A 21,715-nucleotide genomic window follows, 5' to 3' on the forward strand; every position below is an offset into this window, starting at 1 on the left:
CAACAAAAAATGAAACCCTTAAAGTAGGACTAAAACGTTACAAAACTGACTCTAACCAATTTTCTAAATTGATAAAGATAATCAATCGAAGACTTATATAAACCGTTGTAAACTTGAGTAAAGGCCATCGATCAGACCATGTCGCTAGTGCTACATTAATCCTATAGAAACAACTGAATAGCTGTCAGGTAAATCCAATTGTTCCTGACATTTGAAATCCAAATCTTCTTCAGGTTTAGCTATGTGTCTAAGTAGGGTTAGCATCATTTCAAGTAATTGAAAAAAGCAACCAAATCTCAATCGATATAAGGCAAGTAGCAAATTTGAATCGTAAACCCTAGCAACTTAATCTTATCTATTTCTCCAACCAAATTAACAGTAGACTAGCGATTGTTTTTGAGTTTTGCCAAGTTAAAAGGGACCAGTTAGAAATAACTGGTCCCTATTTTAATGAATAATTTTAGACCGCATAAATCTGTACTAAGCCAATAGTTAAAGCAATAATGATTGATTGGCTAGCCCTCGTCATTGGGAATACGCGATGGCACTGGGCCTGGTTTCAGGATGATCACTTACAACACGTTTGGCACCATGAACATCTAGTCAATAGCCAAACACCCACCCCAGACTTATCCTCAATTTTGGCAGCCCATGCCCCCTCTCAGATACGGCTCTTACCAATTGAATCTCTCAATATTTGGGCTGTTTCAGTGGTGCCCAGCCAAACACGGGGGGTGGAACATATATCTACGATTCGATGGCTCCGTCATTTTCCTTTAGAGAAGGTGTATCCCACCATGGGGCTGGATCGCATTGTTACGCTTTGGGGCGCGGGTCAGCACTATAGTTGGCCTACTTTGGTCATCGATGGAGGTACCGCACTGACATTTACAGCGGGAGACGCTGGTACGTTTGTGGGAGGAGCCATTTTATTGGGCGTGCGATCGCATCTAGCTGCCTTACATCACTACACCGCAGCACTCCCCCATCTCAGCCCGCCGCCACACTTACCAACACGGTGGGCTCAGGATACTCCTAGTGCCATTCAAGGCGGTGTAATTCATACCATCCTGGCTAGCATCCATGAATTTATTCACAGCTGGATCAGCCAATATCCTGACACATCTATTCTATTCACAGGCGGTGACGGCGAGTATCTCCATCGCCTTTACCTGGCGCAATATCAGATACAACAAAACCAGGCTCTAGTAAATAGAACCTGGTTTGATCCAAACCTTATGTTTTGGGGAATCTCTGCTTACCGCAAGGAGGAAACTCGAGAACTATAGGCTGTAGTATCAGTACCGGCTGTCGCTGAAGGAATTGCTGATTCGTTATCCATTTGCTGTAGACGCACTACTCGATCACGAGGATTTGGGTGCGTGCTAAAGATAGCTGGTGGGCTGTTGCCACTATCTAGCTTTTGCATCAGCGTTGCCATACCAGTCTGATCATAGCCAGCTTCACCCATGGTGACAAAGCCATGTTCGTCAGCTACAAGCTCATCTCTACGGCTGTTGGGCAGAGTCAATGCCACATCCACAGCAATCCCCACCATTTGGTTGCGGCTCAGCCCAAAGGCCCCGGCCACACCCTGGGCAATGGCAACATCTCGCATCTGATCAAGGGCATGCTTTTCGGCAATGTGTCCAATTTCGTGTCCAAGCACCCCTGCAACCTCTGCCTCATTGTCAGCCGCAGCAAGTAGACCAGTCGTAATGTATACGTACCCACCCATCGTGGCAAACGCATTAATGCTGTCGTCTTCAACCACCTGAAATACGTAGGGGATATCTGGACGATCGCTATGGGGAATCAGGCTCTGACCAATTTGATCTACATAACTTGTGAGAGAGGAATCTCGATGTAGTCGAAATGAGCTAGAAAGCAGCTGTTGATTAACCTGCTTACCCAGACTAACTTCCTGCTCATCAGACATATTGGTAATCTGAAACACCTGAATCGTCGGCAAAATGATGTCGAGCAAACCGGCAGTAGCAGGTCTTGGTGTAAAGACGCCAAAACTTAACGTCACGAAAAAAGCCATCAAGCCATAGGCTAAACGGCGTTGCCAGCGATTACCCCAGCGGAGAAATGCATTAGACATGGTCAGCTTACTGTAGTGAAACGATGAATCAAACAAAAGACAGGTACGGTCAACTCTGAAGTTGGACAACGACAACAGTCAATTGATGTCCATGGTTTGACCATAACGATAGCTGCCGAGGCTTAATCTGGAGGCTGTGACAGTTAATTGACTGTAAATTTGGGCACTAAACCCAGCTTAAGCAGTCACATGAGGAGGCAGCATTCGTCAACTGGCGGATACTCCATCAATCTACGATTTGACACTGCAACCCAGGCACTGCTTAATAGTCTGACGCCCATTTAATCGACATGCCCCATGGTTAAATACTAACGATTGCTTTGCATATTCTGTATAGAGGCGTTGCATGTCTGTTACATTATCGCTTGGGCTAATCAGCGCTTTCAAACGCACTAAGTCTAAATAGTAGGGATTGTTCGGAGTGCCAGAAACTATGGCTATTTTGGATTCTAAAGGCCGCTTATTTGGCAAAATCAGTCTCCTAGATATTGGAGCAGGACTGATTATTCTAATGGTGGCAGTTGCCATATTTTTCTACCCTGGTGCCTCAGGTTCGGTGGCCCCAGTTGGAGCTGTTAATCAGGAGGTCGAAGTCGATGTGATGACTCGAGGTTTGACTGTTCTCAATCCTGAACAGTTTCTAGACGACCTGAAGGCTGAAGGCACTACCAAAATCATTATTCGCAATCAACCCTACGGCCAAGTTACCGTCAAAGATGTGCAAGCTCTGCCCCGTAGCACTGCCGTCCCCCAACCTGATGGCTCAGTGAAATCGTTTCCTGATCCAAGACCTGAACTAGGATTTACGGCTGACATGTTGATCACTCTGACAGGAACCGCCGAGATTACCAAGGATGGTCCTGTCTTAGGCAATAGCAGAATTAAAATTGGCACCCCCATTGAATTAGAAGGCAAAATCTACACGTTTAAAGCTAGTACGGTAGCTGTTCGTATCCTTGAGTGATCCGGCAAAGAATGTGATTTAAATCACATTCTTTGCTCAGCCAACTATCATTCTTTTTTTAAAAGCTCTCAGACTTCTATCAGAGGCTATTCAGATGTGTTGTCCAAAATCACAGATAAGAAAGCATTAAAAACTTCCTTTCTTTGGAGGACACACTATGAAACGCTTCGTACTTTCTGGTTTATCAGTTCTATTAGCTGCTGCTGCTATTACACCTGCTGTTGAAGCTAAAAGTCCTACTCATGATTCTTTAGTAGACACCACTCTTCAGCAGCGTCGGTTAGATGCGTTGGATCAGCGCACGAAGAGCAGTGATTCTTTGGTCAATACTACGCTTCAGCAGCGTCGCCTAGATGAGCTAAATCTACGCACAAAAAGCAGCGGCTCACTAACTGACACGACTATCCAGCAATATCGTCTCGACGCTCTAGATACACGCGATAAGTCATAGTCAATAGCATTTGATCCGCTTTTTCTCAATTAATTTCAGGGCTTAGGGGGCAAATCATTGCCCCCATTTTTTTGCCTAATTTTTGGATTATTGGCCAATGTTCTGGGGCAATGGCAGGAGAATCGTTATGATTAAAATTAATTGACATTTCTTAAAGGTTTTTGTCGTCCATGACTGCAGCTGCCGACTCGCAGGGTATTAAGCAATTTTTGGAAAAACGCATTTTACTAGGTCGGCCCCTGACTACTGAGTTAACCGCTATCTTGCTGGTGTACTTTGTGCAAGGCATCTTAGGTCTGGCTCGGTTAGCAATTAGTTTTTTTCTTAAGGATGATTTAGGTCTGAGCCCTGCAGAAGTTGCAGCACTCACCGGAATCGCTAGCTTACCTTGGACCATTAAGCCCCTATTCGGATTCTTATCTGATGGCTTACCTATCATTGGCTATCGCAGACGCCCCTATCTAGTCTTATCGGGCGTGATGGGTACAGCGGCTTGGCTGACCTTGGCAACCCTCGCTAATACCGCTTGGCTAGCGACCACGATGATCTTGCTCAGTTCGCTGTCTGTTGCGATCGCAGACGTGATTGTGGATTCCTTGGTGGTCGAGCGTGCCCGTCAAGAATCCCAGAGCGAAGTTGGCACCCTCCAGTCACTGTGCTGGGGGGCGTCTGCCCTAGGGGGGGTACTAACGGCCTACCTGGGCGGATTATTATTGGAGCAAACAAGTACCCGCGTAGTTTTTGCGGTAACCGCCACATTTCCCCTAATTGTCTCCGTCGTCGCCTGGCTGATTGCAGAGGAACCGGCCCAAGAAAAAGCAAACTTTCAAACGTTATGGAGTCAGGTCAAACAGCTAAAGGCAGCCTTTAGCCAACGGGTCATTTGGATGCCTGCTTTATTTCTGTTTCTCTGGCAGTCCACCCCCAGTGCTGATTCAGCTTTTTTCTTTTTCACCACTAACGATTTAGGGTTCGAGCCTGAATTTCTAGGACGAGTCCGCCTAGTCACCAGTCTGGCAGCCCTGGTAGGTATCGCTATTTTTCAGCGCTTTCTCAAAGCCGTTCCATTTCGGACAATTTTTGCTTGGTCTACCGTTCTAGCAGCGTTGGGGGGCATGACCACATTGCTTTTGGTGACCCATGCGAATCGCAGCATCGGTATTGACGATCACTGGTTTAGTCTTGGCGATAGCGCAATTCTTACCGTCATGGGCCAAATTGCGTTTATGCCTGTGCTGGTCTTGTCAGCAAGACTATGCCCCGCTGGTGTAGAAGCCACCCTCTTTGCGCTGCTAATGTCGATTGTCAATCTGGCCGGTCTTGTTTCCCATGAGCTAGGTGCCCTCTTAACCCATTGGTTGCATGTGACTGAGACAGATTTTGAGAATTTGTGGCTGCTCGTAACCATTACCAGTCTCACGACGTTATTACCACTGCCACTACTATTTTTGCTCCCTAGCACGTCTGCATCGTCAGACATGGAATTATCTGAGGCCGATGGGGAAGACGCTGCTGACAAAGATTCAGCGGCTCCAGAACCGGTACTTACATCGTCATAACGCGCTAGCCAATTAGGTGGTGATTAACATCACACGCAGGCCTTACACATTCACAATTCATACCCGAATTACATCAATTACCTCTTCCTATGCAGACTCTCTCATCTCCCAGTGCTTCCACTAGCTTTGACATGGACGATTGGCGTAGCGGCTATCGTTCACAGCCCAATGAGTATGCCTATGCAATTGAAGACATTGATGGCACCATTCCCGCTGAACTAGAAGGAACACTCTTTCGGAATGGCCCAGGATTACTCGATGTTAACGGTTATCCTGTACACCATCCTTTCGATGGCGATGGCATGATTACGGCCATCTCTATTGCCCAAGGCAAAGCCTATTTTCGCAATCGCTTTGTACGTACCGAGGGTTATGTCAAAGAACGAGCTGCTGGAAAACCTCTCTATCGCGGTGTATTTGGTACCCAAAAACCCGGTGGTCCCATGGCCAATGCCTTTGATTTACGCCTCAAGAACATCGCCAATACCAATGTGATTTATTGGGGCGAAAAATTGCTGGCCCTATGGGAAGCAGCGGAACCCCATCGACTCAATCCTGAGACATTAGACACCCTGGGTCTGGATTACTTAGACGGTGTGCTCAAACCGGGGGAAGCTTTTTCTGCCCATCCACGGATTGATCCAAGTTGCGATCGCAACAACAACCAACCCTGCCTGGTCAACTTCGGCGTTAAAACGGGACTATCTAGCACCATTACCCTCTACGAATTTGATCCAAAAGGCCGCCTGGTGCATACTCACCGCCGCAATATTCCAGGGTTCGCGTTTCTGCACGACTTCGCCATCACCCCGAACTACTGCATCTTCTTTCAAAATCCGGTGAGCTTTAATCCCATACCTTACCTGGCAGGCATCAAAGGAGCTGCTGAATGTATTCAGTTCAATGAGAAACAACCCACACGAGCCATTGTTATTCCCCGCGATGGCATCAGCCCCATTCAAACAGTTGATCTGCAACCCTGCTTTGTTTTCCATCATGCCAATGCGTTCGAGGCTGATGGCAAGCTCTACTTAGATTCCGTTTGCTATCAAGAATTTCCCGATCTTAAAGGTGCAAAAAACTACTTAGAAGCTGATTTTAGTCGAATTCCTGAAGGACAGCTATGGCGTTTTGAATTAGACCTGACCACAGAGACTAGCCAAGCGGACTGTTTAATTGAGCGCGGTTGCGAGTTTCCTGACCTAAACCCCAACAACGTGGGTCGTCCCTACCGCTATTTATACATTGGTGTTGCCCATCAGCCCCAAGGTAATGCCCCTCTCCAGGCTGTACTTAAACGGGATTTAGCCACTGGCAAAGAAGAGATTTGGAGTTTTGCCCCCCGCGGCTTTGCCGGTGAACCGATCTTTGTGCCGCGTCCCAATAGCACAGTTGAAGATGATGGCTGGATTTTAAGTCAGTTTTACAATGCCGAACGCGGTTGCTCAGAGCTAGCAATTTTAGATGCTCAACATGTGACACAAGGTCCGGTAGCCACACTGAAGCTCCCCCATCATGTGCCCTACGGATTGCATGGTAATTTCACGCAGGATTTTGTGATACCTGCGTAGAACACAACGGTTTTTACCAATACCCAGGCTTCTCACCGTCTCCCTTAATCAGGGATCGTGCCGATTTGTGGCACCAGAAAGTTGAAGCCTGGCAACAGACGGGCACTATGCGTAGTGTAACCAAGTGACAAATAACACCCGTACCGACGATGAATTCTAACCCAACATCAGGTAACAAAACCTTGAACTACCGCTTGCGCACCAATCAACAAGGCATCTGTCTTGATGTCTGGGAAGATAGCCATGCGTTTACTCCAGGCCAAGCATCTTATCGCTTTTTTGTAACCTATCAGCTCAAATCCGCCGACGATGCCCAGGCCATCCTAGATCGCTACTTGATCGCCAATGACATGTACCACGCCGTACCCTCTAACGATGCAGTAACTCCCATTCATTTAAGAACCCTTGCGGGGTCGCAATCTTGATGCGATTAAGACACATCTTCAGATAGCTGCTGTAGCTCTCGCTGTTCTTCTTCTAAATAATAATCCCCGACATCAGCTCCATTGATAGGAATCGCTTCGTAACGCAGCAAGCCCTCCACATATACTTGCTTACCGACAGCGGGTGGCTCTTGTTGAGTCAAGATCCACACCTGCCCGGTGCCATCATCAATCTGATATAGCCAGCCATTCAAAATCGTTAGATGTTGCTTTACCGAGCCTTGGAGAGGAACCGACCGCTCAACACGCTGGGGTTGACGCAGGGAATCAATCGTAACCGTTGATTGAGGCAGAGAGATAACGGGCACTTGGCCACCCGATGGGGATTGACAAGCGGAACAGATCGCCATGAAGCTGATTCCGAGGCTGAATATAATCAGTCTGTAATTTAAAAAACGCATTGCAAAAGGAGTCTGTCAGGGTTCACGTCTGTCAGGGTCCAATCAAAGCATTCGAGCATCAGTCAATTTAGGAAAGGCTGTGCAACGAATGCATATTGGTTTTGTTTATCAGTTATCAAGCAGGCCATGTTGACTTGAAACGCTCGCATTTGGGTCAAGGAGTAGCCTTTGGTACTCTGGATAGAGCCAATGTGGCTAGTATCCCCTAATTGACTAGCTGCATCGGTAAAGTCGCCGATAAAGTTAGTAAAAATTTCATGGCCCAGCGGTTAGATGGCAAAGCACTTGCCAACAAAATTCAATCCCAGCTCGCAGCCGACATTAATCATGACAGTGAGCATAGGGACAGACCACCTGGCTTAGCCGTACTAATGGTAGGTGACCATCCCGCCAGTGCCGCTTACGTCAGAAATAAAGAACGGGCCTGCGAACGGCTAGGAATTGCATCTTTTGGCTCCCATTTACCTGCTGACACGTCTCAAGCGACGGTCGCTGAAATAATTGACCAGCTGAATCAAGATGACCGAGTAGATGGCATTTTAGTTCAGCTACCTCTACCTGACCATATAGATGCTGTAGCACTGCTTAATCGCATCGATCCGGCTAAGGATGCTGATGGATTGCATCCTGAAAATATGGGGCGGCTGATACGTGGAGAATCTGGCCTGCGCAGCTGCACTCCCGCTGGCGTCATGGCTGTCCTGAAGGAGTACAACATTGAACCAGCCGGGAAAAAGGCTGTTGTATTAGGGCGTAGCATCTTAGTCGGTAAACCGATGGCCCTTATGTTGCTAGAGGCAAATGCCACGGTCACGATTGCCCACTCTCGAACACAAAATTTAGCTGAACTATGCCGTCAGGCAGATATTTTAGTTGCGGCTGTGGGCCGCCCCAATATGATCGGTGCTGATTGGGTCAAACCAGGAGCCACTGTGATTGATGTGGGAATTAATCGTATTCAGGATGCCGAGTCAGGCAAATCTCGACTGGTTGGAGATGTTGATTTTGCCAGTGTGGAGCCCCTAGCTGGAGCAATTACCCCCGTACCCGGTGGAATTGGCCCCATGACAGTGACCATGTTGTTGCACAATACAGTATTAAGCTACCGTAAACGATTTAATGGTTAATTAATAGTTAGCCTTTTCGTTTTTAACGCCACGCGATCGCATTTGCCATTGCTGTGGTGTTGACTGCTCCATAAATTCGTTTTCCATAACCATGATGCCCACCGATGTCAATGTTGATTTTGACCTCAACTCCTACCTGGCCACTAAGGGGGCTGATGTTGAGGCTGCTCTCGATCAGTCATTAGCGGTGGTCTATCCCGAAGTCATTTATGAGTCAATGCGCTACTCAGTGATGGCCGGGGGTAAGCGGTTACGGCCAATTCTCTGTTTGGCAACCTGCGAATTGGTGGGAGGGACGAGCGCCCAAGCCATGCCCACAGCCTGTGCGCTAGAAATGGTCCACACCATGTCGCTAATCCACGATGATCTACCGGCCATGGACAATGACAACTATCGTCGGGGTAAACTGACCAACCACAAGGTTTATGGTGACGATGTGGCAATTTTGGCAGGTGATGCCCTCCTAGCCTATGCCTTTGAATTCATTGCTGACCGCACTGAGGATGTTCCGGCAACAGCAGTGTTAGACGTTATCCGCCGACTAGGGCACGCCGTAGGGGCTGCTGGTCTTGTGGGCGGCCAAATTGTTGATTTGGCTTCCGAAGGCAAACCCGACACATCAATTGAAACCCTCAACTTTATCCACATACATAAAACTGCAGCATTGCTTGAGGTTTCTGTGGTCTCAGGGGCGGTCCTCGCAGGAGCTGACAATGACACCATTGAGCGTCTTTCTCGCTATGCTCAGAATATTGGTCTAGCGTTTCAAATTGTGGATGATGTCCTAGATGTTACCTCGACCCAAGAAGAACTGGGCAAATCGATTGGCAAAGATATTCAGGCTCAAAAGGCAACCTATCCAAGCATTTGGGGACTAGATGAATCAAGAAAGAAGGCTGACGACCTGATCCAGGCAGCTAAAGAAGAGCTGGAACCGTTTGGCCCCCTGAAACGACCTCTGGTTGCGATCGCAGACTTTATCACTGCGCGCACTCACTAATATCTCGTTGAATTATTGAATTGAATATACTTATATGGAAACCTTTATCGAGATTCTCCAGAACCACGTTCTTGTCGTATCCCTAGTTGCTTGCTTAAGCGCCCAGTTACTCAAGCTTATCATTGAGGCTATTACCCACCATCGCTTGAACTTTCGTGTTCTGGTCGAAACAGGCGGCATGCCCAGCTCTCACTCAGCTTTAGTCACTGCGCTCACCTGCGGCATCGGCCAGACCATCGGCTGGTCCAGTCCAGCATTTGCTGTGACTGCCGTATTTGCCGTCATTGTTATGTATGACGCTGCTGGAGTTCGCCAGGCTGCTGGCAAACAAGCACGGGTCCTCAACCAAATTGTAGATGAGTTCTTTAACGATCATGAATTTCAAGAAGATCGGCTCAAAGAACTCCTAGGCCATACACCTTTACAAGTAATTGCCGGTGCGGCCTTAGGTGTGTTTATTTGGCTATTAGCAGCACCGACCTATTAGGGTTGGTAGCTTATCAAAAAGCGACTCGGCTTGCCTATGAGCAACTGTTAGGAATTACTGAATTGTATCGGTCAGTCGGATGACCTTTTCTCCATTCACTAAGAAGGACGTTAGGCCGCTATCAACTAGCTGTTGTAATCTTGCTGCCGCCGCCGATGAATCGGTTGTATGCAGCACTAACAGATAGGGCTGCTGGAGATAAACTGCTAAGCCCACGCTTCCTTGTTGGGCCAAATTACGTCCAATCTCAGGATTTTGCTGATAGTCCACCAGGACGGCCACCCCCTCACCCAACAATGTTGGCTGATACTGAGATTGCAGGTCTGCAACAGGCGTAGCAGCTACAATAGGCCCTGTCACTGGCTCCTGCTCAGCAGTAGTAGAGGATGTTGCTGAGTCATCCACCACTGGCTCTTGCGTTGCAGTGGATGGCTCAGCATCTACAACCACTGGCTCTTGCGTTGCAGTGGATGACTCAACAACAACAGTCTCAAGTTCTTCAATATCGTTGAGGTACAGTGCCCAAGAATTAGCTACCTCCAGGGACGTGAAACCACCAGCACGAATGACGGTATCGTCCAAATAGTTACACACCAGAGTGGGCTTATCGACCGGGAGGACGGAGATAGTGCGATCGCGAGTCTCCGCATCAGAACCACGCACAAGCAATAAATATTCTCCACTTGCAGGGGGTGGACAGTCAGGATAACTCTGAGCTATCCCTTGCACACCACTGCTAAGGAGAATAAGCATGGCTCCACTTAACCACCGATACCCCATAGCTAAACCTCCTAGCTAACTCAACCGCACTCGTACCCCAAAGCTGTTGTTCGGATAGAAAATACCCCAGAGTTATAGCGTGAATATGATTTGTATGCCAATTATGCAGCAGCAGCTAAGGAAGCAAGCGGATCGTTAACGGAGGTCAACGGAGTCTCAAACTCCCCAGTGGCAATATACTCAAGTCGCAACTTCAGCCAGGTAATAAACACCTTATCAGTGGAAACTATGGCTGCTGAAGGTTGTGGGCAACTTACCTTAACAGCCTCTAGTTCAGATGCCTCCAGAAAAGCAGGCTGCTTAATTAACCAAAAATCAATCTCTTTTTCTTGTTCTTGATAATAACGTCGCCGTTCCTTAAGAACTTCTTCCAGGGGCTCTTCTTCCAGTAAAAAGCGCTGGCTGGCTACAGCGTAATAGTATGTTGTCATCTGTCTTATAAAACCACCAAAAGTAATGACCCCGTAAGGTCAGATTTCGAATCCAATAGACAGGATTCTAACAGGGAATGCAGAACCACTGTTATTTTCTGTAATTAAACCTTGTACGCAGCCAACCTATACAAGCCTGACTTGTTTATAACGTTAGAAACTAGAACATACTTATGTCTGTTCCAATATCAGCGTAGCCAACCACCTCATATCATTAGCCTTTGAAGATCCGACTTATCTCTAGAAATCGATCCGTGCTGTAGCGACTTCTCGAGGAGTATCCTGTTCATCTTCTTCAAGGAAATAACGCTCATCATCATCTTGATAATCGTCATCGTCAATTTCGTCTTGAAGAGTGACATTAGCGCCATTAATTAAGACGCCCAACAAGCGGATATCTTCGTTGAGATCTAGCTCCTCAAGTGCTGTATTCAAAACAGCTCTTTCTGTTACACCAGGCCGCGCCACCAATATCATGCCGTCGGTTTGCTCTTCTAGCAATAAAGCATCATCAACACGACTCAAAGACGGCGTATCTAAGATAACCATGTCAAACCGCTCACGCGCATCGTCTAGGAAACGACGCATCTCGCTTGATTCAAGAATGGCAGCAGCTTGACGCTGAGGACCAGGACTAGGCGACACATACAAGTTTTCGACAAATGGCACCATACGCACATTGTCGCCAATACTGCCACCGTAATAACGTAGCGGTTCCATCAAAACTTGATCATCATTCACTAATCCTAAATATTGAGCCTTAGAGCCGGAACGCAAATCAGCTTCCACTAGAAGGGTACGACGCCCCGCTTGAGCAGCTGCAATTGCCAGATTATAGGCCGTAATACTCTTACCTTCATTACTAATCGTGCTGGTCACTAACACCACACGAGGACCAATTACACTATCTTCAAAGCCTGTCAAACGCAACTTGCTCAAACAGCGTTCATAGCTACTGTGATACTGAGAATCGGACTGCACCAAAATGGGTGCCGCTTTAGCTGGGCGTGTACGAATAACTGGGACAGCCCCTAATATTGGCATATCCTGATCGCGCAACAGTTTTTCCAAATCTTCGGGCGTACGGATAGTGCCGTCTAGCATATCCAATAGGAAGATGATTCCACCACCTGAAACAAGCCCCAGCAAGCCTCCTATCAGGAGAATGGTAGCAGGGTTTGGCTTTTCAGGTTCGTTAATAACAGCGGTAGGAGGACTCGCCACAGTTAAACTACTAACCGTTTCAGCCTCCGCAGCTTCCGCATCGACAATTCGAGCTTGGATCTGATCATAAAGTGCCTTTTTCAGGCCCACCTGATAGGCCAAACGCTCACGCTCCAACTGCTTATTAGGTAAACTGGAATACTGCTGGCGCAAGTCTCGAGCCGATAGGGCCAAAACTTGACTCTGACTGATCAGAGTATCCCGTTCCGTTTGCAAATTGACCAACTGGTTGGCCAAACCAGCTCGGGCAGGGTCTAAATTACTATTGATGTTAACAATGCCAGAAGGCAAAGCAGCCGTTTGACCATCACCAGACAGAACATCGTTTACCCGACGACTGAGCTGTGATTGCAATGCACTATAGTTCCGTAGAGATTCCACAACTATAGGATGATCTTCACGATAATCTGACGCTTGCAATATATTTAACTCATTTTCAGCCTGATAGATTTGCGCTCGCAAATTAGCAATTAGCGGGTCAGCACTTAAAGCTGAAGACACATAGGCTTCATCAGCAGTCAGTCCCAACCGTTGTTCTAGACTACGAATTTGAGTATCAATACCAGCCAGGGTGATTTCATTCTGCCGAATTTGCTGTTGGCTACCTGAAATTTGCCCCAACAAACTGCCATCTAATGCAGCTTGAATGGCTGGTCCTTCCTGACGGTCATATTGCTCTAAAGTTTGTTCCGCTTGCCTGAGGGCGGTTTCAATGGGTGGTAGGCGCTCGTTCAAAGCATCAATAATAGCTTGCAGACGGGCTTTATTACGGACACGACTTAGCTCAACCATGCCCTGGAAGAGTGTGTTTAGCACAACCGTTGCCGTCTCTTCGTCAGCATGAATAAAGCTAACATCTGCCCGAAGGCCAGTCTCACCCTTTTTGCCACCACTGACTGTCACCGTCGTATTTCTACGAATCTCCCCTGGTGTCAGATCGATACCTCTTGTCCCCAGCTGTCTAGACACCTCTTTCAGCAAGACCTCAGATAGCAGCTGATCCTTACTAATGATGCCCCTCCCAAGCTGATCAATAGTGTCTGCCGTATTAGTAAGTGAAACCAAGGGAGCATTATCAACCAGTGTTCCCTCGGCATAGTACTCAACTGGCGGGGGCGGCTGTAGAGCTACAACCCCCGAAGCACCAACAATTGACAGTAAACAGGTAAGTCCAGCCCACTTATATCGCTGAACAGCTAATAGATACCGCTTAAAAATAGGAGATACCATGGGCACTCATCGGATAAAGAGAACTAAGGGAAGGCAATGGCCTGAATCATTTGCTCAGGTGACAGTCAGTAATTTTTCAGAAATCTAGGCTACTAATCCAGACAGTTAAGGCAATCATAGCTCAATCACCAAATGGATACCTCTTTGCTAGGGCATGCTGTGAATACGGACAACGACTAATTAAAAGATGTCGCGATCAAAAATGCCATCGAAAAAGAGTACAAAGCTGAGAATATCTTGAAAAGGTTGCGTAATCGTATCTATGGCAAAGGTAATTCGGTTAATAAAGTTCCTACCAACCACAATCACATCGTTATCCCTGAGTGGGGGATTCTGTGTGGGATCTCCATGGATGGCCTCTTTGGCGTTTAACTTGGTGACAACAGCTTCACCTTGCTCTGGATCAAAGCGAATTAGAGCCACTGAACTGAGGTTAGCTTGATTCAGAGGGATACCAATACCATTCCCCCCCCTGGCAGCATTGCCCACCAAGGCATCAACAAATGTACTGCCGTTCGGCAAACGTTGTCCGCCGACAGAGCCTCTAGGGTAGTTAATCACTCGCACCAGGATCTCAGGCTGAGCTAGGGTAGAACGGGTAACAAAGTTGACGTCATAGTCTTGGGTTTGCGCCGGATCAAGACGAGAAATAATAACGATATCTCCATTCTCTAAGCGCTCCTCGGGAAAAGGTAAACCATCTCGAACGGGCGTGTAAAGATCTACTGTCTTTTCAATGACGCTGTTATCAGGCAAACGTCGCTGAATACGTATCTCGCGCAAATCGGCTGTACTACGAGCACCACCAGCAGCCAAGAGGGCGGCAGTCACCCGTGGAGCTTCCAAGGGGTAGAGTCCTGGGCGTTCAATTTCTCCTAACATGATGACTTCTACCCCACGCTGGGCAGTCAACGTTAAGGTAACATCAGGGACCCGATAGTTTCTTGGATCATTGGCTCGCAGAGCTTGATAGTTGGGAACAATACGGCGGTTAAGTTCGACCTCTGAGACCTGATATGGTACCCCCTGAAGAGCATTCGCCAAACCGACAGAACGCACTTCGGAAAGCACTACATATTGGTTGTAGACGGCACGAATTCTATTTTCAGCTTCATTGAGAGTGAGGCCTTCCAAAGACACAGCGCCCTCAATGGGTAAAATCACGTTGCCTTGCTGATCAAGGGTTGCTTGAAATGACAGATCAGGAAACCGTTGAACACTAACAAAAATACCGTCTCCAGGCCCTAAGCGATACTGATCAAAGTTACGCTCAACCGATCCTGGAGTCGAACCTGTTCGAATGCGAGGATCTAAGTCTTCTAAGGTTGGGCGGCTCTCTAAGACTTCCACCGACGGGAGTTCGGGTCCTACAGCTTCATCAGCCAGGGAAGATTCATCAATATCCTCCTCAGGTGTATCCATAGGGACAGCATCCTCTGTTGAGGTGTCTGATGGAAGAGGAGCTAACTGCGCTACGCTTGGATTCTGCCAAAGATTCCAAATAACGGTACTGAGCAACAGTTGCCCAGCTAGCAGGCTGAACTTCTTATCCCAGGGGCTATGGGAAACCTTGGCATTTTTGATAAGAACCATACCAACTCAAAATTAACAAAACGTATTTGAAATAAAGCTAGTTCACGAAAACCATAAGTTTTTCAATGTAGCTACTTTAGCTCATCTGCTGTACCGTCATAGGCTGATGCATTCCCGTGTTTGCGGACATGAAATGAGAGGCTACACTGCGGTCAACACAGCCTCTTCTAAAGCTGTTTGCACTAATTGACTCAAACTTTCTAAGTCAGAATAGAAGAGTGAGACGTCCCCAAGGGGAGGCATCGGTACCAGTAGACTTACTGCAACCCACGGCAGACGTTCGCCTCGAGTCCACTGATATTTTTGATCTCTCCAAAACCAATGATGGGGAGCAGGATGACCACCTTTGGGTAGTGCATACCATTGAGCTACTGCAAAGGTTTGGTTGGATGTCCAAGCTCGAAACGTATCTATGCTTAGCTTTCCTATACGTAAGCGACGAGGGTTAGAAGTTTGCCATTTTTGGGCCCCCTTTAAATCAATCCATTCAACTTGAGGCTGGTCCTCTGCCTGCCCCTGGGGTTTTAGGAAGAGTACCATTTGTTCTGAGGTGGCATTATCGCTATGGGTCAATTGCTGTACTGACCACTGAGAACCACCCATGGTGATTTTCTGTTGGAAATCTTGAGACCATCCCTTTAAGGTAAGTCCCGTTTCTTTCAGCTCTCGAATATCGCGAATTTGGGCAACACCGGGAGGTGAGTGCCAAGGCCACTGACCTAAATACCGAGGAATGGCAACGGCGGCAATAATGGCGGCTAGTAACGCTACGACTAGCCACCTTAGCCAAGGTCTAGATTTAGAGTTTGCAGACAATAAGGACAAAGCCATTGGTTACGAACATCCCGAGAAAAGCTTTGTGAACACTTGGAACATCGAGCTAAAAATCGACGGGAGGCATCTGCTGAGCAGGTTGACTGCCATCTGTATGGACATTTTCGAGTGCCACAGTTTTCATGGATACACTTTCTGGCACATGGCTTTGGATAGCATTCACTATTAAAACCAGAGAGCCTAACATAATCGCAGAATACACATCGCCGCCCCAGCTGTCATGGAGCCAGTGAAAAGCCTCTGACATACTGTTGCCATGAAAGAAAGTCAGAATTGTATTACGGAGGATATTACCGATGACACTTACTGAAATGATGCCCACAAAAAAAACTCCTGTGCGCAACCTTGAGCAATTTAGACCGGTCCAATAGGTAAGAACCAGACCCATGTACAGGCTGGTGAACAGCATCTTTAAGCCTGCACAGTGAGGGGCAACCTCTACCAGTTGCTGATTCATGCTGAGATAAATGTTATTGACTTCCACCTCATAACCAAGACCGTGCAAAATAGTTCCGGCCACGGTGGCAATAAATCGTTGTAGCGGCAAGATATGAGGCTCAATTAGATAGGGCAGCTGTGTCGGGGTAGAAAAAATGATCAGTACCAGGGGGAACAGCATCAGTTTTAAACCTGACGGGCCTTTGAGACACAAAAGCAAGCCTGTCAGTATCAGGGGCAACGATATATTCACCGCATCTATCACCCCGCTGGTATAAAACACCAGGGCTATGGCCAGACACAGCAGACCTGCCCAGTGGCAAACATCACCCAACTTTTTCCAGTCTTGGCGTTTATCCCAAACGAGTTTACAAGCCAAGGGAATGCCTAAGATGCCGTGGCTAAAGTATTCATGCTGAATACTAATATTCTTGTTAATCCAACCATCCCATACCCAGTGATAGAGCAAGGGTCCATAAAGAATCACTAAACAGCTAATCACTATAAGCTCAAGTGCCCATCGCGACGCTTTGGATTGAGAAATACTAATCATAGTTGGGTATATCCGCTGCTCTTATGGGTTTAAATCAAGACTGGACAAGCTTGGACACCCCCGGCAATGGTCTCCACAACATACTGTAGTTGGTCGTTACTCATGCCGGGATACATGGGTAGTGATAAAATCTCTTGACTCAGCTGTTCAGCAACGGGAAAGTCACCAGCGCGATAACCCAGGTTATGAAACGCAGGCTGTAGGTGACAAGGCACTGGGTAGTGAATGCCAGATTGAATTTCACAGGTAGCCAATTCCTGCTGTAAACGGGTGCGGTCAATTGAGCAGTCTTGGGTTAAGCGGATAACATAGAGGTGATAGACATGACCACTGCCGCTCTGATTCAGCATAGGGACTAAGCCATAGTTAGCCAGGGGTTTTAGGGCATCGTCATAAAGTTTTGCGAGACGGTTGCGATCGCAATTCCATGACGCCAAATACGCTAGCTTTATCTGTAGTATTGCTGCCTGTAGCGTATCGAGACGGCTGTTAGTCCCACCAGGATCCGTGTGATAGTACTTACGGGTAGACCCATAATTACGCAACGATCTGACCGTTTGAGCAACGAGGTCATTTTGCGTCGTGACCATGCCGCCATCTCCCATAGCTCCCAAGTTTTTACTGGGATAGAAGCTAAAGGCAGCTGCCAAGCCAACACTACCGGCCTTCTTTCCTTCACGTTCTGCGCCGTGCGCCTGGGCAGCATCTTCAAAAATAATCACGTCGTACGTCTCAGCCAGGGAGCGCAAAGCTTGAGGAGAGACCATCTGGCCATAAAGATGAACCGGAATAATCGCTCGAGTTCTTCGAGTTATCGCCTGTTCTGCGGCAGCCAAATCCATCAACCCAGTCTCTAAATCGCAGTCTACAAAGACAGGAATGGCTCCAACCTGAAGTACGCCAATTAAGGTGGCGACAAATGTATTAACCGGCAGAATCACCTGGTCCCCAGGTCCTACACCGCAGGCCTGGAGCCCCAGGGTCAAAGCATCGGTACCTGACCCCACCCCCACACCATGACAAGCATTACAGGCAGTGGCAAATGCCTGCTCAAATTGAACGACTGACTCGCCTAGAATATAGTCACCCCGAGCCACCACAGCCGCTATCGCCGCCATTAGCTCCGAGTGCAATGGGTCGTGCTGTTGGCATAAATCAACAAAGGGAACAAAGCGTGAACTAGCCATGATGTGAACTTTCTACTGCAATATTGGCACTTGCTCCCACAGTTGTTAGTAACAGATGTCGGGTAGAGTAGCTGCCATTTATAAAATGTTCCCTATTAAAACCCAGTGACACCTGTGGAAACAGCAGGTTAATCACACCGCACCTGCATACACAGCTTTCATAGAAGAACTATAGGAGTCGTACGGGTCTGGTATATGTAAGCTTGGCGCAGACTCTCCTTTGGAGATATGCATCCAGCAGTTTGCTATATTTGTGCCCCTATTCACCAGTTTCTCTTGTTAATTTGAGAATTGGGCATATTGACATCGTAAAGTCTCTATGAAGCTTGTTAAATCCCTTTGTCCCTGCTTCAGAATTGACGATGGTCGTTTCTAACCTTATGGTGGGCGGAACCTGTAGTAGCAGAGTGCTGCCCCAGTTTCTCTTCCCTCTCATATTATGGATATTAAAACAGCTCAACATGTGGTGATGACCCAAGCGGATTTGACCGTATCTGATGCATTTTTGGCACGGCTACAGCAGTATAAACCGCCAGTCCCCGGACAAGTGACGTCGTTACTACTAGCTTTAAAGTCAATTACAGAAAACCTAAAAGCTGCTGAGCAGTTAGATCGACCATTAGTCTATGCTTTACATCAACTCGCTTATGAAGGTCGCCAGTTCTATGAGCAAGGAAAACGCGCCAAAGTAGAGTGGCCACCGCTATTGAATGCTGATATTGAGCGTATTGCGATCGCAACCGCGCAAATCTTTAAAGGGAAGACATGAGCTTGTATACAGCAAGCTTATCTACATCAAGACGGTTAGCGTTACCCCTTAGTTGCTATCCCCCTATAGAAATAGCCAATCAGCTTCGGCAAATCCCTGGAATAAAACTCTTCACACTCCATTTGGTCAAAAACAGCCTTAACGAGGGTAGCCATAGGTTGGTCTAGACGACAGCCATCGGCAATACGTCGCTGGAGCGGTGTAATCCGACGCTGCCAGGTACCCACACCACGTTCTGGACTTAGACCATGTTCAATAAAGAAAAATTTTCCTCCTGGCCGGAGTACTCTGTACACCTCCGTCAAGGCCTTTTCAACATTGGGAATGCTGCACAGAGTCCAAGTACACACCACCGCATCAAAGCTTTCAGTGGCCATGGGTAACGCCTCAGCACTGGCTGTTTTTAAGGTGATATCTACGGTTGAGTCTTGAATCCGTGGGTTTGCGATCGCAGCCATCCCTTCGTTAGGATCAATGGCAGTTAACGCTGTCACCTCATCACTGTAATAAGACACATTCAACCCTGTGCCAAAGCCAATTTCCAGCACCTGGCCCTTCACAGACTGTAGTAGGGATTGACGATAGTCATTTAACTCTTGTCCTGACATTGTCAGATCTAGTAAGCGCGGAAAAACTATACGTGAATAAAGGCCCATACTTTAACTCCAAAAATTTTTAGGACATCCCCCTAAAACATCAATATCGCCTGTTCAGGCTAAATAGTAGTATCTTGTTGACTCTACCAATTTCACCAAAGATGCTATGGACTCACTGAAGGGACGGAATCTGCTTAGCATGGCAGATTTAACCAGTACAGAACTACACGGACTACTCGCCTTGGCAGCCCAACTAAAAGATGGCACCAAACGGCCCAAATGCCTGAACAAGGTACTGGGCTTGGTATTTTCCAAAGCATCCACGCGTACCCGTGTGAGTTTTTCAGTGGCCATGTATCAACTGGGCGGTCAAGTTCTGGATCTCAATGCCGGCGTCACCCAGATAGGGCGTGGAGAACCCACCGCAGACACTGCACGCGTTCTCGATCGCTATCTGGATATAGTCGCCATTCGTACCTTTGCACAATCTGAAATAGAAGAATTTGCTGAATACGCCTCCATCCCAGTGATCAATGCCCTGACTGATCTGGAACATCCATGCCAGATTTTGGCAGATCTGCTCACCCTCAAAGAAGCGTTCGGCACCCTAGAGAACTTAACCATGTCCTACCTGGGAGACGGAAATAATGTCGCCCATTCTTTAATGCTAGGTTGCGCCCTGGCAGGCGTGCATATTCGCGTCGCAACACCAGATGGCTACGCCCCTAATCCAACCGTTGTGAAGCAAGCAATAGAACTTAGTCAGGGACGTAGTGAGGTGATTATTACCACTGATCCTAAAGCTGCTGTAGAAGCAAGCCATGCACTTTACACAGATGTGTGGGCCAGCATGGGCGAAGAAGCAGAAGCAGAGTCTAGAATTCCTAAGTTTCAGCCCTATCAAATCAACCAGGCCATGCTTGATTTGGCTAACGAGCAGGCCATAGTCCTCCACTGTCTACCAGCTCATCGCGGTGAAGAAATTACCCACGATGTCATGGAAAGCTCCCAATCTCGTATTTGGGACCAAGCTGAAAATCGACTCCATGCTCAAAAGGCTCTACTAGCAGCTATTTTGAGCGCAGCTTAAAGCAGACATAAGCTGTCAAACAAACTAGAATTGACATCCCCAGGATTCCAGAGAGAGGATTACCATGGATGCCCGTCACCCATTCAGGTACCTGCCCTGAGGGAAGAACTAAATCCCCCACATCTACAATGTAGTAGCCCCATATGAGGCCTCCATGAAACCCCATTGGCAACCCTAAACTGGCAAAAGAGCGCTTCCGAAAATATAGATAGCGCCCACATCCCAAAATAAGTCCCAAGAGAAGCAATCCTAAAAACTGGGGGGACGTTCTCAAAATGTCAGGTAATGGCTTAATGAAATGGGCGATAGCAAAAATCAAACTGCTCCAAACAATTGCCTGAGACCTGGGCAAATTTTGTTGAAGCTCAGTTTGCAACCAGCCACGGAATAACAGTTCCTCTGCAAAACCAAAAGCCAGACCTACGGCTAAGCCTTCTACAGCAATCCTCGTTAGAGGTTGAGGATGAAAGTTGGCCCAACCACACAATACTTCTATCCCAAATAGGAGACATACCAAGGCAAAACCAAATGCAACAGCAAACGCTAAATCGCAAAAGAAGCGCTGACAGCAGACTAACCCATATGTTTGAAAAGGCTTAGGCCAAGCATGACCCCAACGCCCCCAAAACCAAGCATGGCCGAGGAAACAACCATATAGAGCAATCAACGCTAGCGCATTCATTACATCAGACTGCCCGGTCAAACCTCCTATGCTGTAAAAAGTTAATGCGAAGGGGGTCCATAGAATGACCAATGTCACCAAGAAAGCGATGATCCGCCAAGCTAACGGAGCATGCATTAAGCGTCGATATAGCTGAATCTGCTTGACCATTGTGGTTAAGCAGCCATGGTTGGAGTAAAAAATCTGATCATAATCAAG

General features: G+C 47.5%; 22 protein-coding genes. 11 read left to right on the plus strand and 11 right to left on the minus strand.

Annotation, left to right across the window (positions count from 1 at the left end; genetic code table 11):
- Positions 1-503: 503 nt before the first annotated feature.
- Positions 504-1,289: a pantothenate kinase gene (locus tag SPB21_RS23600; RefSeq protein ID WP_163659910.1), complete on the plus strand. Its 786-nt coding sequence runs from the start codon at positions 504-506 to the stop codon at positions 1,287-1,289.
- On the opposite strand, the gene SPB21_RS23605 is transcribed toward SPB21_RS23600, so the two are convergent.
- Complete coding sequence (locus tag SPB21_RS23605; RefSeq protein WP_499867845.1) at positions 1,259-2,107, minus strand: M48 family metallopeptidase; 849 nt, start codon at positions 2,105-2,107, stop codon at positions 1,259-1,261. The genes SPB21_RS23600 and SPB21_RS23605 overlap by 31 nt on opposite strands.
- A 433-nt stretch (positions 2,108-2,540) precedes the next feature.
- Between SPB21_RS23605 and SPB21_RS23610 the strand changes: the two genes are divergently transcribed.
- From SPB21_RS23610 to SPB21_RS23630, 5 genes are all read left to right on the plus strand, one after another.
- The gene (locus SPB21_RS23610) at positions 2,541-3,071 is read left to right on the plus strand and encodes a DUF4330 domain-containing protein (protein WP_163659914.1); all 531 of its coding nucleotides are present in this window, start codon (positions 2,541-2,543) and stop codon (positions 3,069-3,071) included.
- A 157-nt stretch (positions 3,072-3,228) separates the two neighbouring features.
- Positions 3,229-3,522, plus strand: coding sequence for a hypothetical protein (locus SPB21_RS23615; RefSeq protein ID WP_163659916.1), 294 nt, complete (start codon positions 3,229-3,231; stop codon positions 3,520-3,522).
- A gap of 170 nt (positions 3,523-3,692) precedes the next feature.
- A complete protein-coding gene (locus tag SPB21_RS23620) occupies positions 3,693-5,081 on the plus strand; it encodes a folate/biopterin family MFS transporter (protein WP_499867846.1) in 1,389 nt (462 codons plus the stop codon).
- 89 nt (positions 5,082-5,170) lie between these two features.
- A complete protein-coding gene (locus SPB21_RS23625; RefSeq protein ID WP_499867847.1) occupies positions 5,171-6,652 on the plus strand; it encodes a carotenoid oxygenase family protein in 1,482 nt (493 codons plus the stop codon).
- Between the two features lie 149 nt (positions 6,653-6,801).
- Positions 6,802-7,077 (plus strand): hypothetical protein, encoded by a 276-nt coding sequence (locus SPB21_RS23630; protein ID WP_163659922.1) that lies wholly within the window; start codon positions 6,802-6,804, stop codon positions 7,075-7,077.
- Positions 7,078-7,082: 5 nt separating this feature from the next.
- Here the strand turns inward: SPB21_RS23630 and SPB21_RS23635 are convergent, their stop codons facing one another.
- The gene (locus SPB21_RS23635) at positions 7,083-7,445 is read right to left on the minus strand and encodes a hypothetical protein (RefSeq protein WP_163702828.1); all 363 of its coding nucleotides are present in this window, start codon (positions 7,443-7,445) and stop codon (positions 7,083-7,085) included.
- 308 nt (positions 7,446-7,753) lie between these two features.
- On the opposite strand from SPB21_RS23635, the gene folD reads away from it, so the two are divergent.
- From folD to SPB21_RS23650, 3 genes are all read left to right on the plus strand, one after another.
- Positions 7,754-8,623, plus strand: a complete 870-nt coding sequence (gene folD / locus SPB21_RS23640; RefSeq protein ID WP_499867848.1) for a bifunctional methylenetetrahydrofolate dehydrogenase/methenyltetrahydrofolate cyclohydrolase FolD — start codon at positions 7,754-7,756, stop codon at positions 8,621-8,623.
- Between the two features lie 91 nt (positions 8,624-8,714).
- Complete coding sequence (crtE, locus tag SPB21_RS23645) at positions 8,715-9,623, plus strand: geranylgeranyl diphosphate synthase CrtE (protein WP_499060733.1); 909 nt, start codon at positions 8,715-8,717, stop codon at positions 9,621-9,623.
- Between the two features lie 34 nt (positions 9,624-9,657).
- On the plus strand, positions 9,658-10,110 hold the full coding sequence (locus SPB21_RS23650; RefSeq protein WP_163659929.1) for a divergent PAP2 family protein: 453 nt from the start codon (positions 9,658-9,660) through the stop codon (positions 10,108-10,110).
- Positions 10,111-10,164: 54 nt separating this feature from the next.
- On the opposite strand, the gene SPB21_RS23655 is transcribed toward SPB21_RS23650, so the two are convergent.
- The 7 genes from SPB21_RS23655 to SPB21_RS23685 form a co-directional block, all read right to left on the minus strand.
- A complete protein-coding gene (locus tag SPB21_RS23655) occupies positions 10,165-10,890 on the minus strand; it encodes a hypothetical protein (protein ID WP_499867849.1) in 726 nt (241 codons plus the stop codon).
- Positions 10,891-10,991: 101 nt separating this feature from the next.
- Complete coding sequence (locus SPB21_RS23660) at positions 10,992-11,321, minus strand: MgPME-cyclase complex family protein (RefSeq protein WP_006516938.1); 330 nt, start codon at positions 11,319-11,321, stop codon at positions 10,992-10,994.
- A gap of 240 nt (positions 11,322-11,561) precedes the next feature.
- Complete coding sequence (locus SPB21_RS23665; protein WP_163659933.1) at positions 11,562-13,775, minus strand: GumC family protein; 2,214 nt, start codon at positions 13,773-13,775, stop codon at positions 11,562-11,564.
- A gap of 180 nt (positions 13,776-13,955) precedes the next feature.
- On the minus strand, positions 13,956-15,368 hold the full coding sequence (locus SPB21_RS23670) for a polysaccharide biosynthesis/export family protein (RefSeq protein WP_499060735.1): 1,413 nt from the start codon (positions 15,366-15,368) through the stop codon (positions 13,956-13,958).
- 141 nt (positions 15,369-15,509) lie between these two features.
- Entirely contained in the window at positions 15,510-16,199 is a 690-nt protein-coding gene (locus SPB21_RS23675) for a cyanoexosortase B system-associated protein (protein ID WP_499867850.1), read from the minus strand.
- Positions 16,200-16,248: 49 nt separating this feature from the next.
- Positions 16,249-17,193: a cyanoexosortase B gene (gene crtB, locus SPB21_RS23680; RefSeq protein ID WP_163659937.1), complete on the minus strand. Its 945-nt coding sequence runs from the start codon at positions 17,191-17,193 to the stop codon at positions 16,249-16,251.
- Positions 17,194-17,222: 29 nt separating this feature from the next.
- Positions 17,223-18,380, minus strand: a complete 1,158-nt coding sequence (locus tag SPB21_RS23685; protein WP_163659940.1) for a DegT/DnrJ/EryC1/StrS family aminotransferase — start codon at positions 18,378-18,380, stop codon at positions 17,223-17,225.
- A 439-nt stretch (positions 18,381-18,819) separates the two neighbouring features.
- Here SPB21_RS23685 and SPB21_RS23690 point away from each other — a divergent pair, with 439 nt between their 5' ends.
- Entirely contained in the window at positions 18,820-19,149 is a 330-nt protein-coding gene (locus SPB21_RS23690) for a hypothetical protein (protein ID WP_006516944.1), read from the plus strand.
- A gap of 41 nt (positions 19,150-19,190) precedes the next feature.
- Here the strand turns inward: SPB21_RS23690 and SPB21_RS23695 are convergent, their stop codons facing one another.
- The gene (locus tag SPB21_RS23695) at positions 19,191-19,805 is read right to left on the minus strand and encodes a class I SAM-dependent methyltransferase (protein WP_163659942.1); all 615 of its coding nucleotides are present in this window, start codon (positions 19,803-19,805) and stop codon (positions 19,191-19,193) included.
- A gap of 106 nt (positions 19,806-19,911) precedes the next feature.
- On the opposite strand from SPB21_RS23695, the gene argF reads away from it, so the two are divergent.
- Positions 19,912-20,835 (plus strand): ornithine carbamoyltransferase, encoded by a 924-nt coding sequence (argF, locus tag SPB21_RS23700; protein ID WP_163659944.1) that lies wholly within the window; start codon positions 19,912-19,914, stop codon positions 20,833-20,835.
- On the opposite strand, the gene SPB21_RS23705 is transcribed toward argF, so the two are convergent.
- Entirely contained in the window at positions 20,816-21,667 is an 852-nt protein-coding gene (locus SPB21_RS23705) for a CPBP family intramembrane glutamic endopeptidase (protein ID WP_163659946.1), read from the minus strand. The two genes, argF and SPB21_RS23705, sit on opposite strands and share 20 nt — an antisense overlap.
- Positions 21,668-21,715 lie beyond the last annotated feature (48 nt).

The sequence above is a fragment of the Leptothoe sp. ISB3NOV94-8A genome (assembly GCF_043421595.1).
GTDB lineage: Bacteria > Cyanobacteriota > Cyanobacteriia > Phormidesmidales > Phormidesmidaceae > Leptothoe > Leptothoe turfae.